The sequence below is a fragment of the Vogesella mureinivorans genome (assembly GCF_007644035.1).
Lineage (GTDB): Bacteria > Pseudomonadota > Gammaproteobacteria > Burkholderiales > Chromobacteriaceae > Vogesella > Vogesella mureinivorans.
Window position 1 is genome coordinate 251,597 of sequence record NZ_VMTV02000577.1, and the last position, 14,797, is coordinate 266,393.

9 protein-coding genes and 2 tRNA genes are annotated in these 14,797 nt (G+C 55.5%); all 11 read left to right on the forward strand.

Annotated elements, in window-relative coordinates:
* The first annotated feature begins 7 nt into the window (after positions 1-7).
* The 11 genes from FLQ44_RS15810 to rpsJ all read left to right on the forward strand — a co-directional run bounded on the left by FLQ44_RS15810 (position 8) and on the right by rpsJ (position 14,664).
* Positions 8-82: transfer RNA gene (locus FLQ44_RS15810), tRNA-Thr, on the forward strand.
* Positions 83-203: 121 nt separating this feature from the next.
* Positions 204-278, forward strand: a tRNA-Thr gene (locus tag FLQ44_RS15815).
* A gap of 83 nt (positions 279-361) precedes the next feature.
* Positions 362-859: a 50S ribosomal protein L10 gene (gene rplJ, locus FLQ44_RS15820; protein ID WP_147695190.1), complete on the forward strand. Its 498-nt coding sequence runs from the start codon at positions 362-364 to the stop codon at positions 857-859.
* A gap of 36 nt (positions 860-895) precedes the next feature.
* The gene (gene rplL, locus FLQ44_RS15825) at positions 896-1,264 is read left to right on the forward strand and encodes a 50S ribosomal protein L7/L12 (protein ID WP_147695191.1); all 369 of its coding nucleotides are present in this window, start codon (positions 896-898) and stop codon (positions 1,262-1,264) included.
* Between the two features lie 152 nt (positions 1,265-1,416).
* Positions 1,417-5,592, forward strand: a complete 4,176-nt coding sequence (rpoB, locus tag FLQ44_RS15830; RefSeq protein ID WP_147695192.1) for a DNA-directed RNA polymerase subunit beta — start codon at positions 1,417-1,419, stop codon at positions 5,590-5,592.
* Between the two features lie 59 nt (positions 5,593-5,651).
* Positions 5,652-9,845 (forward strand): DNA-directed RNA polymerase subunit beta', encoded by a 4,194-nt coding sequence (gene rpoC / locus FLQ44_RS15835; RefSeq protein WP_147695193.1) that lies wholly within the window; start codon positions 5,652-5,654, stop codon positions 9,843-9,845.
* A 152-nt stretch (positions 9,846-9,997) separates the two neighbouring features.
* The gene (rpsL, locus tag FLQ44_RS15840) at positions 9,998-10,369 is read left to right on the forward strand and encodes a 30S ribosomal protein S12 (RefSeq protein ID WP_017507381.1); all 372 of its coding nucleotides are present in this window, start codon (positions 9,998-10,000) and stop codon (positions 10,367-10,369) included.
* A gap of 100 nt (positions 10,370-10,469) precedes the next feature.
* On the forward strand, positions 10,470-10,940 hold the full coding sequence (rpsG, locus tag FLQ44_RS15845) for a 30S ribosomal protein S7 (protein WP_147695194.1): 471 nt from the start codon (positions 10,470-10,472) through the stop codon (positions 10,938-10,940).
* Between the two features lie 27 nt (positions 10,941-10,967).
* A complete protein-coding gene (gene fusA / locus FLQ44_RS15850) occupies positions 10,968-13,067 on the forward strand; it encodes an elongation factor G (RefSeq protein ID WP_147695195.1) in 2,100 nt (699 codons plus the stop codon).
* A gap of 74 nt (positions 13,068-13,141) precedes the next feature.
* Positions 13,142-14,332: an elongation factor Tu gene (tuf, locus tag FLQ44_RS15855; RefSeq protein WP_147695188.1), complete on the forward strand. Its 1,191-nt coding sequence runs from the start codon at positions 13,142-13,144 to the stop codon at positions 14,330-14,332.
* Between the two features lie 20 nt (positions 14,333-14,352).
* Positions 14,353-14,664 (forward strand): 30S ribosomal protein S10, encoded by a 312-nt coding sequence (gene rpsJ / locus FLQ44_RS15860; protein WP_017507377.1) that lies wholly within the window; start codon positions 14,353-14,355, stop codon positions 14,662-14,664.
* Positions 14,665-14,797: the final 133 nt, after the last annotated feature.

The following is a 14,797-nucleotide window of genomic DNA, read 5'->3' on the forward strand; positions in this document are numbered from 1 at the left end:
TGCACACGCTCATGTAGCTCAGGGGTAGAGCACTCCCTTGGTAAGGGAGAGGTCGGCGGTTCAATTCCGCCCATGAGCACCAAGCTTTGGGCTGGCGGGCTTCGGCTCGCCAGATTATCAAAGACCGTAGGTGTGCATAACTTAATGCTCGTAAGAGTAGCCTACGCAGATGGTGTACCCTTAGAAGGCTTTTCAACGTTTACGCTCATGTAGCTCAGGGGTAGAGCACTCCCTTGGTAAGGGAGAGGTCGGCGGTTCAATTCCGCCCATGAGCACCATCCGTTTGTTATGTCTCCTGATTAGGTCGCCGCTGCAAAGAGGGGCAGGATTTCCTGCTTCATTTCAGTCTAGGAGGTGGACCTTGAGTCTCAATATCGAAGATAAAAAGGCGGTCGTAGCTGAAGTATCTGCTCAACTGGCAGATGCACAGACTCTCGTTATCGCTGAATATCGGGGCATCGAGGTTAGCAGCATGACCAAACTCCGCGCCAAGGCGCGTGAGAATGGCGTGTACCTGCGCGTTCTGAAGAACACGCTGGTACGCCGTGCGGTTGCTGGTACCCAGTTCGAAGCGCTGGCTGACCAAATGGTTGGCCCGCTGGTATACGGTGTATCTGTTGACCCGGTAGCTGCTGCCAAGGTGTTGCACCAGTTTGCCAAAGAAGACAACAAGATTGTTGTCAAGGCAGGTTCCTACAACGGCAAGCTGCTTGATGCTGCCGAAGTAGCCGAACTGGCATCTATCCCGAGCCGCGAAGAGCTGCTGTCCAAGCTGCTGTTCGTTATGCAGGCTCCGGTATCCGGTTTTGCCCGCGCTCTGGCCGCTCTGGCCGAGCAAAAGCAATCCGAAGCCGCTTAATTCATTCGAAATCAATAGTATTCAGGAGTTATACAAATGGCTATCACTAAAGAAGATATCCTCGAAGCAGTTGCTGGTCTGACTGTTATGGAACTGAACGACCTGGTAAAGGCGTTTGAAGAGAAGTTCGGCGTATCCGCTGCTGCTGTTGCCGTTGCTGGCCCGGCTGCTGGTGCTGCTGCTGCTGAAGAGAAAACCGAATTCGACGTTATCCTGTCCGCTGCTGGCGACAACAAAGTTAACGTGATCAAGGTTGTTCGTGCTATCACTGGCCTGGGCCTGAAAGAAGCCAAAGATCTGGTAGACGGCGCTCCTAAAGCAGTTAAAGAAGGCGTTTCCAAAGCTGAAGCTGACGACGTTCTGAAGCAACTGACCGACGCCGGTGCTAAGGCTGAAGTAAAATAATCTTCCTTAGGGAAGATTAGTCAGGCTGGCGGAGTAATCCGCCAGCCTTGTTGCGCTTGTGATGCTTTGCAAGATGGCAAAGGTCAGCATTCAAGTTGTGCGTGGTTGCTGACGTTTGGTTTCTTGCGCCACCCCCCCATGATGGAGACTCTATGAGTTATTCGTTTACTGAGAAGAAGCGTATTCGTAAAAGTTTTGCGAAGCGTAATACTGTTCTCGACGTCCCATTCCTGTTGGCGACCCAGATCGATTCGTACACCGAGTTTCTCCAGCTGGGTGTGCCGTTTGATCAGCGCAAGGATGTAGGCCTGCAGGCTGCATTCAAGTCGATCTTCCCGATCAACAGTCACAATGGTTTTGCACGTCTGGACTTTGTGCATTACGTACTGGGCGACCCGCCGTTCGATGTTCAGGAATGCCAGCTGCGCGGCATTACCTTTGCATCGCCACTGCGTGCACGTATCCGCCTGACCATTCTGGACAAAGAATCGTCCAAGCCTGTTGTAAAAGAAGTGCGCGAAAACGAAGTGTACATGGGTGAAATCCCCCTGATGACTTCGAACGGGTCGTTCATTATCAACGGGACCGAGCGTGTCATCGTTTCCCAGCTGCACCGTTCGCCTGGCGTGTTCTTCGAGCACGACCGTGGCAAAACGCATTCTTCCGGTAAACTGCTGTTCTCCGCTCGCGTGATTCCTTACCGCGGCTCCTGGCTGGACTTCGAGTTCGATGCCAAGGATCAGCTGTTCTTCCGTATCGACCGTCGTCGCAAAATGCCGGTGTCCATCCTGCTGAAGGCACTGGGCTATACCAACGAACGCATTCTGTCCGAATTCTACAATACCGACACTTTCTACCTCACCGGCAACGGCGTGTTCATGAAAGTGGTGGCCGAGCGCCTGAAGGGCGAAGTCGCCAAGTTCGATATCGTAGGCGAAGACGGCAAGCTGATCGTTGCCAAAGACAAGCGCATTACCGCCAAGCACATTCGCGATATCGTTGCGGCCAACCTGGACCGCATCGAAGTACCGTTTGACGTGCTGGTAGGCAAAGTGCTGGCCAACAACGTGGTGAACCCGGAAACCGGCGAGATCATCGCCCGTGCCAACGAGGAAATCACCGACGACCTGCTGGCCAAGATGGACATCCAGGACGTTACCGAAGTGGACGTGCTGTATACCAACGACCTGGACCACGGTGCTTACATCTCGCAAACCCTGCGTGGTGACGACACCGCCGACCAGCTGTCTGCACGTGTGGCCATCTACCGCATGATGCGCCCAGGCGAGCCGCCAACAGAAGACGCCGTAGAGCAGCTGTTCCAGCGCCTGTTCTTCAACGAAGACAGCTACGACCTGTCCCGCGTTGGCCGCATGAAGTTCAACACCCGTACTTTCCAGTACAAATTCGACGAGAAGTCGCCAGAGTGGTTCAAGACCCTGGTGGGTGAGAAGTTCGGCCACCGTCGTGACGTGACCGACGGCGTGCTGGCGACCGAAGACATCGTTTCCGTGATTGCCATCCTGTGCGAACTGCGCAACGGCCGTGGCGAAGTGGACGATATCGATCACTTGGGCAACCGTCGTGTGCGTTCGGTAGGCGAGCTGGCCGAGAACCAGTTCCGCGCTGGCTTGGTACGTGTTGAACGTGCCGTGAAAGAGCGTCTGAACCAGGCTGAATCCGACAACCTGATGCCGCATGACCTGATCAACGCCAAACCGGTTTCGGCAGCGATCAAGGAATTCTTCGGCTCCAGCCAGCTGTCGCAGTTCATGGACCAGACCAACCCGCTGTCCGAAGTGACCCACAAGCGCCGTGTATCGGCACTGGGCCCGGGCGGTCTGACGCGCGAACGTGCCGGCTTCGAAGTACGTGACGTACACCCGACCCACTACGGCCGTGTGTGCCCGATCGAAACACCGGAAGGTCCGAACATCGGCCTGATCAACTCGCTGTCCGTGTACGCACGTACCAACGAGTTCGGTTTCCTGGAAACGCCGTACCGCAAGGTAATCGACAGCAAGGTAACCAACGAGATTGATTACCTGTCTGCCATCGAAGAAGGCCGCTACGTCATTGCCCAGGCTAACGCCGAGCTGGACGAAGCCGGTAACCTGATCGACGAGCTGGTGACCTGCCGTGAAAAAGGCGAAACCATTCTGGCTACCCCAGACCGCGTACAGTACATGGACGTGGCCACTGGCCAGGTGGTATCCGTTGCGGCCTCGCTGATTCCGTTCCTGGAGCATGACGATGCAAACCGTGCCTTGATGGGCGCCAACATGCAACGTCAGGCTGTGCCTTGCCTGCGTCCGGAAAAACCGTTCGTCGGTACCGGTATCGAGCGCGATGTGGCTGTCGATTCGGGTACTACCGTGATCGCCCGTCGTGGCGGTGTGGTGGACTATGTTGATGCGAACCGCGTTGTGGTACGTGTGAACGACGAAGAAGCCATGGCCGGTGAAGTCGGTGTAGACATCTACAACCTGACCAAATTTACCCGTTCCAACCAGAACACCAACATCAACCAGCGCCCTATCGTGAAGGTAGGTGACCTGATTGCCCGTGGTGATGTGGTAGCCGACGGCGCCTCTACCGATATCGGCGAGCTGGCACTGGGTCAGAACATGACCATCGCCTTCATGCCATGGAACGGCTACAACTTCGAAGATTCGATTTTGATCTCCGAAAAAGTCGTTGCCGATGACCGCTACACCTCGATTCACATCGAAGAGCTGTCGGTAGTCGCACGTGACACCAAACTGGGGCCGGAAGAAATCTCCCGCGATATCCCGAACCTGTCCGAGCGCATGGCTGGCCGTCTGGACGACGCCGGTATCGTGTACATCGGTGCAGAAGTCACTGCTGGCGATGTGCTGGTGGGCAAGGTAACACCGAAGGGTGAAACCCAGCTGACACCAGAAGAAAAACTGCTGCGCGCCATCTTTGGTGAAAAAGCCTCTGACGTAAAAGACACCTCGCTGCGCGTGCCTACCGGCATGACCGGCACCGTGATCGACGTACAGGTGTTCACCCGCGAAGGTATCGAGCGCGACAAGCGTGCCCAGTCCATCATTGATGCTGAACTGAAGCGCTATCGCCTGGACCTGAACGACCAGCTGCGTATTTTCGATAACGATGCATTCAGCCGTATCGAGCGCCTGATCGTTGGCAAGGACGCCAATGGTGGTCCGAAGCGTCTGGCCAAAGGCACCAAGATCGACACCGAGTACCTGGCCGGCCTGCCGACCAAGCACGACTGGTTCGATATCCGCATGGCTGATGAAGACATCGCCAAGCAGCTGGAGCTGATCAAGGAAAGCTTGTCGCAGAAACGCGAAGAGTTTGACCTGAAGTTCGACGACAAGAAGCGCAAGTTGACCCAGGGCGATGAACTGCCACCGGGCGTGCAGAAGATGGTCAAGGTGTACATCGCCGTGAAACGTCGCCTGCAAGCGGGTGACAAGATGGCCGGTCGTCACGGTAACAAAGGTGTGGTATCGCGCATCCTGCCAGTGGAAGACATGCCGTACATGGCAGACGGTCGCCCGGTAGACATCGTGCTGAACCCGCTGGGCGTTCCGTCGCGTATGAACATCGGTCAGATTCTGGAAGTGCATCTGGGCTGGGCTGCCAAAGGTATCGGCGAGCGTATCGACCGCATGCTGAAGCAACAGCAAGGCATGGAAGCGCTGCGCGGCTATCTGGAACGCATCTACAACGACACCGGCAAGAAAGTCGGCTTGGTAGACATGTCTGATGCCGAAGTGAAGATGCTGGCCGAAAACCTGCGTAAGGGCATGACCTTTGCTACCCCGGTATTCGACGGTGCCAAAGAGTCGGAAATCATGCACATGCTGAATCTGGCTTACCCGAGCGACGATGAGCATACCGAGCAGCTGGGCTTCAACGGCAGCAAAACCCAGATGACCCTGTACGATGGCCGCTCCGGCGAAGCCTTCGACCGCAAGGTAACCGTGGGTGTGATGCACTACCTGAAGCTGCATCACCTGGTAGACGACAAGATGCACGCCCGTTCCACCGGCCCGTACTCGCTGGTGACCCAGCAGCCGCTGGGTGGTAAGGCACAGTTCGGTGGCCAGCGTTTCGGTGAGATGGAAGTGTGGGCACTGGAAGCTTACGGTGCCGCCTACACCCTGCAGGAAATGCTGACTGTGAAGTCGGACGATGTAACCGGTCGTACCAAGATCTACGAGAACATCGTCAAGGGCGAACACAAGATCGATGCCGGCATGCCGGAATCCTTCAACGTGCTGGTGAAGGAAATCCGTTCGCTGGGCCTGGATATCGACCTGGAACGTTATTAATTAGGTAAGGCAGTCTGCGGCCAACGTTGGCCGCAGGCTTCCTCCTGAATGGAGACGCAATGAAAGCTCTGCTCGATCTCTTTAAGCAAGTTACGCAAGAAGAAGAGTTTGATGCGATTAAGATCGGCATCGCCTCCCCGGACAAGATCCGTTCCTGGTCGTTCGGTGAAGTTAAAAAGCCAGAAACCATCAACTACCGGACATTCAAGCCGGAGCGTGATGGCCTGTTCTGCGCACGTATTTTTGGCCCGGTAAAGGACTACGAATGCCTGTGCGGTAAGTACAAACGCCTGAAGCATCGCGGTGTGATCTGCGAGAAGTGCGGCGTGGAAGTTACCCTGTCCAAAGTGCGCCGCGAGCGCATGGGTCACATCGAACTGGCGTCGCCTGTAGCGCACATCTGGTTCCTGAAGTCCCTGCCATCCCGTTTGGGCATGGTGCTGGACATGACCCTGCGTGATATCGAACGCGTGCTGTACTTCGAAGCATTCGTGGTGACCGAGCCTGGCCTGACCAGCCTGCAACCACGTCAGCTGCTGACCGAAGAAGACTACCTGGACAAGCTGGACGAGTACGGTGAAGAGTTCATTGCCCTGATGGGCGCGGAAGCCGTACGCGAACTGCTGAAGAAACTGGACCTGACTTCCGAAATCGAGACCCTGCGTCGCGAACTGGAAGCCACCAGCTCTGATACCAAGATCAAGAAGATCGCCAAGCGCCTCAAAGTGCTGGAGGCCTTCCAGCGTTCCGGCATGAAGCCGGAATGGATGATCATGGAAGTGCTGCCAGTGCTGCCGCCCGAGCTGCGCCCGCTGGTGCCGCTGGACGGTGGTCGCTTCGCCACGTCCGACCTGAACGACCTGTATCGCCGTGTCATCAACCGTAACAACCGTCTGAAGCGCCTGCTCGAGCTGCGTGCCCCGGACATCATCGTGCGTAACGAAAAGCGCATGCTGCAAGAATCGGTTGACTCGCTGCTGGATAACGGTCGTCGCGGTAAAGCCATGACTGGCGCCAACAAGCGCCCGCTGAAGTCGCTGGCTGACATGATCAAGGGTAAGGGCGGTCGCTTCCGTCAGAACTTGCTGGGTAAACGCGTGGACTACTCCGGTCGTTCCGTGATTACCGTGGGCCCGACCCTGCGCCTGCACCAGTGCGGTCTGCCGAAGAAAATGGCGCTGGAGCTGTTCAAGCCTTTCATCTTCCACAAGCTGGAAGTACTGGGCCTGGCCTCCACCATCAAGGCTGCCAAGAAGCTGGTAGAGCAGGAAGTGCCGGAAGTATGGGACATCCTGGAAGACGTGATCCGCGAGCATCCGGTACTGCTGAACCGTGCACCTACGCTGCACCGTCTGGGTATCCAGGCTTTCGAACCCCTGCTGATCGAAGGCAAGGCCATCCAGCTGCATCCGCTGGTCTGCGCGGCATTCAACGCCGACTTTGACGGTGACCAGATGGCCGTTCACGTGCCGCTGTCGCTGGAAGCGCAGATGGAAGCCCGCACCCTGATGCTGGCGACCAACAACGTGCTGTCCCCAGCCAACGGCGAGCCGATCATCGTTCCTTCCCAGGATATCGTATTGGGTCTGTACTACATGACCCGCGACAAGATCAACGGCCGCAACGAAGGCATGGCTTTCGCTGATACCGCTGAAGTACATCGCGCTTACGAAACCCGCCAGGTGGAACTGGGCACGCGTATTACCGTGCGCCTGAAAGAGTGGGAAAAAGACGATCAAGGCGAATTCGTGGCAGTAACCAAGCGTTACAACACCACTGTTGGCCGCGCGATCCTGTCCGAGATCCTGCCGAAGGGCCTGCCGTTCGAGTTCATCAACCGTGCGTTGAAGAAGAAAGAAATTTCCCGTCTGATCAACGGCTCTTTCCGTCGTTGCGGTATCCGCGACACGGTGATCTTTGCTGACCAGCTGATGTACACCGGTTTTGCCTACTCTACCCGTGGTGGTATTTCCATCTGCGTAGACGACATGCAAATCCCGGCGAAGAAATTCGACCTGCTGGGCGAAGCACAGAAAGAAGTTAAAGAGATCGAAGAGCAATACCGTCAAGGTCTGGTTACCCAAGGCGAACGCTACAACAAGGTAGTGGATATCTGGGGCCGTACAGGTGACAAGATCGCCAAGGCCATGATGGACGAGCTGTCCAAGCAGAAGGTTATCGACCGCGAAGGCAACGAAGTAGATCAAGAGTCGTTCAACTCCATTTACATGATGGCCGACTCGGGCGCACGGGGTTCCGCAGCGCAGATCAAACAGCTGGCCGGTATGCGTGGTCTGATGGCGAAGCCGGATGGCTCCATTATCGAAACACCAATTACCGCCAACTTCCGCGAAGGTCTGACGGTTCTGCAGTACTTTATCTCCACCCACGGTGCACGTAAGGGTCTGGCGGATACGGCACTGAAGACTGCCAACTCCGGTTACCTGACACGCCGTCTGGTGGACGTTACGCAGGATCTGGTGGTGATCGAGGACGATTGCGGTACCTCTAACGGCTTCGTGATGAAAGCCGTAGTACAGGGTGGTGACGTGATTGAAGCCCTGCGCGACCGTATTCTGGGCCGTGTAACGGCTAGCGACGTTGTGGATCCGTCCACCAGCGAAACCGTGATCGAAGCCGGCACCCTGCTGGATGAAGCCCTGGTTGACCTGATCGACGAGCGTGGCATCGACGAAGTCAAGGTACGTACCGCGATCACTTGCGACACCCGCTACGGCTTGTGCGCACAGTGCTACGGCCGCGACCTGGCACGTGGTAAGCGTGTTAACGCTGGTGAAGCTGTCGGCGTGATTGCTGCACAGTCGATTGGTGAGCCGGGTACCCAGCTGACCATGCGTACCTTCCACATTGGTGGTGCAGCATCGCGAAATGCCGCTGCCAGCCAGGTAGAAGGTAAGTCCAACGGTACCGTACGCTTCTCCAGCCAGATGCGTTATGTGAAGAACAACAAGGAAGAGCTGATCGTGATCAGCCGTTCCGGTGAAGTTGTGATTCACGACGACGTTGGCCGCGAGCGCGAACGCCATAAAGTGCCGTACGGCGCGACCCTGATGGTGACCGACGGTCTGACCATCAAGGCGGGTGCAGTGCTGGCAACATGGGATCCGCACACCCGTCCGATCATCACCGAGTACTCTGGCCGCGTGAAGTTCGAAAACGTGGAAGAGGGCGCAACTGTTGCCAAGCAGACCGACGAAGTAACCGGCCTGTCCACCCTGGTGGTAATCGACAACAAACGCCGCGCCAGCGCACAGTCCAAAATGCTGCGCCCACTGGTGAAGCTGCTGGACGAAAACGGCAACGAAGTGAAACTGGCAGGTTCCGATGCTTCCGTATCGATTACCTTCCAGGTAGGCGCGATCATTACCGTGCGTGATGGCCAGGAAGTCGGTAAGGGTGAAGTGCTGGCACGTATTCCACAAGAATCGTCCAAGACTCGCGATATTACCGGTGGTCTGCCACGTGTAGCCGAGCTGTTCGAAGCCCGTTCGCCGAAAGATGCCGGCATGCTGGCTGAAGTGACTGGTACTGTCTCCTTCGGTAAGGACACCAAGGGTAAGCAACGTCTGATCATTACCGATCTGGACGGCAATGCCCACGAGAGCCTGATTCCGAAAGACAAACACGTACTGGTGCACGATGGCCAGGTCGTGAACCGCGGCGAATTGATCGTCGACGGAGCTGTTGATCCGCACGACATCCTGCGTCTGCAGGGTATCGAAGCGCTGGCTCGCTACATCGGCCAGGAAGTACAGGAAGTGTACCGTCTGCAGGGCGTGAAGATTAACGACAAGCACATCGAGGTGATTGTTCGCCAGATGCTGCGTCGTGTGGTGATCACCGATTCCGGCGATACCGATTTCATCACCGGCGAACAGGTAGAGCGCGCAGAAGTGCTGGAGACCAACGACCAGATGGCCGCCGAAGGCAAGATCCCTGCACAGTACGACAATGTACTGCTGGGTATTACCAAGGCATCGCTGTCTACCGACTCCTTCATCTCGGCGGCTTCCTTCCAGGAAACCACCCGCGTGCTGACCGAAGCGGCGATCATGGGCAAGAAAGACGATCTGCGTGGTCTGAAAGAAAACGTGATCGTTGGCCGTCTGATCCCGGCAGGTACCGGCCTGGCTTACCACCGCAACCGTCGCCGTCAGAACGCTACTGGCGATCTGAATGTGGAGTTTGCACCGCTGGAAGAACAGATCGACGCTGGCACTAGTACACACTAAGTTGTACTAAACCCAAAAAACGCTGTCCTATCAACGTCTAACGTTGGCAGGGCAGCGTTATTTCATTGACGCTAAGTGGTTGACTAAAATATAATCCACGTCTTTCTTGGTGGTATGGTGCCGCTAAGAGAATCAACTAGGAACGGATAGTAATGCCAACTATTAACCAACTCGTTCGTAAAGGCCGTACTGCGGTTCTGTCGAAGAGCAAGGTGCCTGCACTGGAGGCCTGCCCGCAGAAGCGTGGCGTGTGCACCCGTGTATACACCACTACCCCGAAGAAACCGAACTCCGCACTGCGTAAAGTGTGCAAGGTTCGCCTGACCAACGGCTTCGAAGTGATCTCCTACATCGGTGGTGAAGGCCACAACCTGCAGGAACACTCCGTAGTGCTGATCCGTGGCGGTCGTGTAAAAGACTTGCCAGGTGTGCGTTACCACACTGTTCGCGGCTCGCTGGATACTGCTGGCGTTAAAGACCGTAAGCAAGCTCGCTCCAAGTACGGCGCGAAGCGTCCTAAGTAATTTTAGGGCATTAAGCGGCGGATACGTCCGTCGAGTAAGTGGCTGCTTTGTTGAGTAGTCGCGAGCATCAAGCTCAACTGAATATAGTGAAGGAATTGAAATGCCAAGACGCAGAGAAGTGCCTAAGCGCGACATCCTGCCGGATCCGAAGTTTGGTAGCCAGGATCTGACCAAATTCATGAACGTTGTAATGATCGACGGCAAGAAGTCTGTTGCTGAACGCATCATTTACGGCGCCCTCGCTCAAATCGAGAAAAAAACCGGCAAAAACGCGGTAGAAGTGTTCAACACTGCTATCTCCAACGCCAAGCCGGTTGTTGAAGTAAAAAGCCGCCGTGTAGGTGGTGCAAACTATCAAGTTCCTGTTGAAGTACGTCCTTCCCGTCGCCTGGCGCTGGCAATGCGCTGGCTGCGCGATGCTGCGCGTAAGCGTGGCGAAAAATCCATGGACCTGCGTCTGGCTGGCGAGCTGATCGATGCAGCCGAAGGTCGTGGCGGCGCGATGAAGAAGCGTGATGAAGTTCACCGTATGGCTGAAGCCAACAAGGCGTTCTCGCACTTCCGCTTCTAATATTCATCCTGCGAAAGGATTCTGGCCATGGCTAGGAAAACCCCCATTGAGCGCTACCGTAACATTGGTATCTCTGCTCACATTGATGCTGGTAAGACCACTACCACCGAACGTATCCTGTTCTACACCGGTGTAAACCACAAAATCGGTGAAGTGCATGATGGCGCAGCCACCATGGACTGGATGGAACAAGAGCAAGAGCGCGGTATTACCATTACTTCCGCTGCGACCACTACCTTCTGGAAAGGTATGGGCCTGCAGTTCCCGGAACACCGCTTCAACATCATTGACACCCCGGGCCACGTTGACTTCACTATCGAAGTAGAACGTTCGATGCGTGTTCTGGATGGCGCGGTAATGGTTTACTGCGCAGTAGGTGGCGTACAGCCTCAGTCTGAAACCGTATGGCGTCAGGCTAACAAGTACAAAGTGCCGCGTATTGCCTTCGTGAACAAGATGGACCGTCAAGGTGCCAACTTCTTCCGTGCCGTAGAACAGGTGAAAACCCGTCTGCGTGGTAACCCGGTGCCTATCGTTGTGCCTATCGGTGCTGAAGACGGCTTCGAAGGCGTGGTAGATCTGCTGAAAATGAAGGCCATTATCTGGGATGAAGCTTCCCAGGGTATGAAATTCGAATACGGCGAGATCCCGGCCGAGCTGGTAGCAGTTGCTGAAGAATGGCGCGAGAAAATGGTTGAAGCGGCGGCGGAAGTCGACGAAGACACCATGAACAAGTACCTGGAAGGCGAAACCCTGAGCGAAGAAGAAATCGTTCACGGTCTGCGTCAGCGTACTCTGCGTTGCGAAATCCAGCCGATGCTGTGCGGTTCCGCGTTCAAGAACAAAGGCGTTCAGCGCATGCTGGATGCTGTGATTGAGCTGCTGCCTAGCCCGCTGGACGTGCCTCCAGTACCGGGTGAGAACGAAGATGGTACTGCTACCATCCGCGAAGCTTCCGACGAAGCACCGTTCTCCGCGCTGGCATTCAAGCTGATGAACGACCCGTACGTAGGTCAGCTGACCTTCTTCCGCGTTTACTCTGGTGTGGTTAACTCTGGCGACACCCTGCTGAACTCGGTTAAAGGCAAGAAAGAGCGTATGGGCCGTATCGTGCAGATGCACGCTAACGACCGTCAGGAAATCACCGAAGTACGTGCAGGCGATATCGCCGCAGGTATCGGCCTGAAAGAAGTGACCACTGGTGAAACCCTGTGTGCTGTTGATTCCCCGATCATCCTGGAACGCATGGTGTTCCCGGAGCCGGTGATTCACGTAGCCGTAGAGCCGAAAACCAAGGCCGACCAGGAGAAGATGGGTGTTGCCCTGAACCGCCTGGCCAAGGAAGATCCTTCCTTCCGTGTACGTACCGATGAAGAATCGGCACAAACCATTATTTCCGGTATGGGTGAACTGCACCTGGAGATTCTGGTTGACCGTATGCGTCGCGAATTCGGTGTTGAAGCCAACGTGGGCGCCCCGCAAGTGGCATACCGCGAAACCATCACCAAAACTGTTGCTGACGTGCAAGGTAAACACGCCAAGCAGTCTGGCGGTAAAGGTCAGTACGGTGATTGTACAATCACCCTGGAACCGTCCGGTGAAGGCAATGGCTACAAGTTCATCGACGAAATCAAAGGTGGTGTGATTCCTCGCGAATTCATTCCTTCCGTTGATAAGGGTATTCGTAACTCGCTGAACAACGGTATTCTGGCTGGCTACCCGGTGGTGGACGTTACCGTTCGCCTGACCTTCGGTTCCTACCACGATGTTGACTCGTCGCAGATCGCCTTCGAACTGGCCGGCTCGCTGGCATTCAAAGAAGCGATGCGTCGTGCAGGTCCTTGCATCCTCGAGCCGATGATGGCTGTGGAAGTAGAGACTCCGGAAGAATACATGGGTGACGTGATGGGTGACCTGAACCGTCGTCGCGGTATTGTTCAAGGTATGGACGATGATGGTCTGGGTGGCAAGAAGATCAAGGCAGAGGTTCCTCTGTCCGAGATGTTCGGCTACTCCACCGATCTGCGTTCGGCAACTCAGGGCCGTGCTACCTACTCCATGGAGTTCAAGCACTACTCTGAAGCACCGAAGCACATCGCCGAAGCAGTGATGACTGCTCGTAAATAATTTGCGCGTTGAGGTTGGCCGCAGGCGCGGCCAACCTTTGAACTGTTTGTTCTTTAATTAAGGAAGTTTGCAAAATGGCAAAAGAAAAGTTTGCGCGGACCAAGCCGCACGTAAACGTTGGTACCATCGGTCACGTGGATCACGGTAAAACTACCCTGACCGCTGCTATCACCACCATTCTGTCCAAGAAATTCGGCGGCGAAGCTAAAGACTACTCCCAGATCGACAGCGCGCCAGAAGAAAAAGCTCGCGGTATTACCATTAACACCGCTCACGTAGAATACGAAACCGAAGCACGTCACTACGCTCACGTAGACTGCCCAGGTCACGCCGACTACGTTAAAAACATGATTACCGGTGCTGCCCAGATGGACGGCGCTATCCTGGTTTGCTCCGCAGCTGACGGCCCAATGCCACAGACTCGCGAGCACATCCTGCTGTCCCGTCAGGTTGGCGTGCCTTACATCATCGTCTTCCTGAACAAGGCTGACCTGGTGGATGACGCTGAGCTGCTGGAACTGGTTGAAATGGAAGTGCGCGATCTGCTGTCTTCCTACGACTTCCCAGGCGACGACACCCCGATCGTTACCGGTTCCGCTCGTCTGGCACTGGAAGGCGACCAATCCGAATACGGCGAACCAGCTATCTTCCGTCTGGCAGATGCACTGGATTCCTACATTCCGACGCCTGAGCGTGCTATCGACAAGCCATTCCTGCTGCCAATCGAAGACGTATTCTCCATCTCCGGCCGTGGTACTGTTGTGACCGGTCGTGTAGAGCGCGGTATCGTTAAAGTTGGTGAAGAGCTGGAAATCGTTGGCCTGAAAGCCACCGTAAAAACCACCTGCACCGGCGTGGAAATGTTCCGCAAGCTGCTGGACCAAGGTCAGGCTGGCGACAACGTAGGCGTGCTGCTGCGTGGTACCAAGCGTGAAGACGTTGAGCGTGGTCAGGTTCTGTCCAAGCCAGGTTCGATCACTCCGCACACCAAGTTCTCTGCTTCCGTATACGTACTGAGCAAAGACGAAGGCGGTCGTCACACCCCGTTCTTCGCTAACTACCGCCCACAGTTCTACTTCCGTACTACTGACGTGACTGGTGCTGTTAGCCTGTCCGAAGGCGTGGAAATGGTTATGCCAGGCGATAACGTAGAAATCACCGTAGAACTGATCGCTCCGATCGCTATGGAAGAAGGTCTGCGTTTCGCGATCCGTGAAGGTGGCCGCACTGTTGGCGCCGGCGTTGTTGCTAAGATCATCGCCTAATCGGACGCGGAGTTAATACCATGCAAAGCCAGAAAATCCGTATCCGTCTGAAAGCCTTTGATTACAATCTGATCGATCGCTCCGCTCAGGAAATCGTTGAAACCGCTAAGCGCACTGGTGCCGTTGTTAAGGGCCCGGTTCCGCTGCCGACCAAAATCGAGCGTTTCAACGTACTGCGTTCCCCGCACGTGAACAAGACTTCCCGCGATCAGCTGGAAATCCGTACTCACCTGCGCCTGATGGACATCGTTGATCCGACTGATAAAACCGTTGATGCGCTGATGAAGCTGGACCTGCCAGCAGGCGTAGATGTGGAAATCAAGCTTCAGTAATTACGGATTTACAATGTTTGTTTGCTAAGTGCTTGCAAGCATTGATTTTTCTGTGATAAAGTCGCGGACTCATCATTTTGATGAGTCCGCTTTTCTTTGAGCAAGCCGGTCAATCGTAATCGGCGCCTGTAAA

Excerpts from the sequence above, each read along its gene's own strand:
- rplL (WP_147695191.1), top strand. The coding sequence starts at position 896 with ATGGCTATCACTAAAGAAGATATCCTCGAAGCAGTTGCTGGTCTGACT.
- rpoB (WP_147695192.1), top strand. The coding sequence starts at position 1,417 with ATGAGTTATTCGTTTACTGAGAAGAAGCGTATTCGTAAAAGTTTTGCG.
- rpoC (WP_147695193.1), top strand. The coding sequence starts at position 5,652 with ATGAAAGCTCTGCTCGATCTCTTTAAGCAAGTTACGCAAGAAGAAGAG.
- rpsL (WP_017507381.1), top strand. The coding sequence starts at position 9,998 with ATGCCAACTATTAACCAACTCGTTCGTAAAGGCCGTACTGCGGTTCTG.
- rpsG (WP_147695194.1), top strand. The coding sequence starts at position 10,470 with ATGCCAAGACGCAGAGAAGTGCCTAAGCGCGACATCCTGCCGGATCCG.
- fusA (WP_147695195.1), top strand. The coding sequence starts at position 10,968 with ATGGCTAGGAAAACCCCCATTGAGCGCTACCGTAACATTGGTATCTCT.
- tuf (WP_147695188.1), top strand. The coding sequence starts at position 13,142 with ATGGCAAAAGAAAAGTTTGCGCGGACCAAGCCGCACGTAAACGTTGGT.
- rpsJ (WP_017507377.1), top strand. The coding sequence starts at position 14,353 with ATGCAAAGCCAGAAAATCCGTATCCGTCTGAAAGCCTTTGATTACAAT.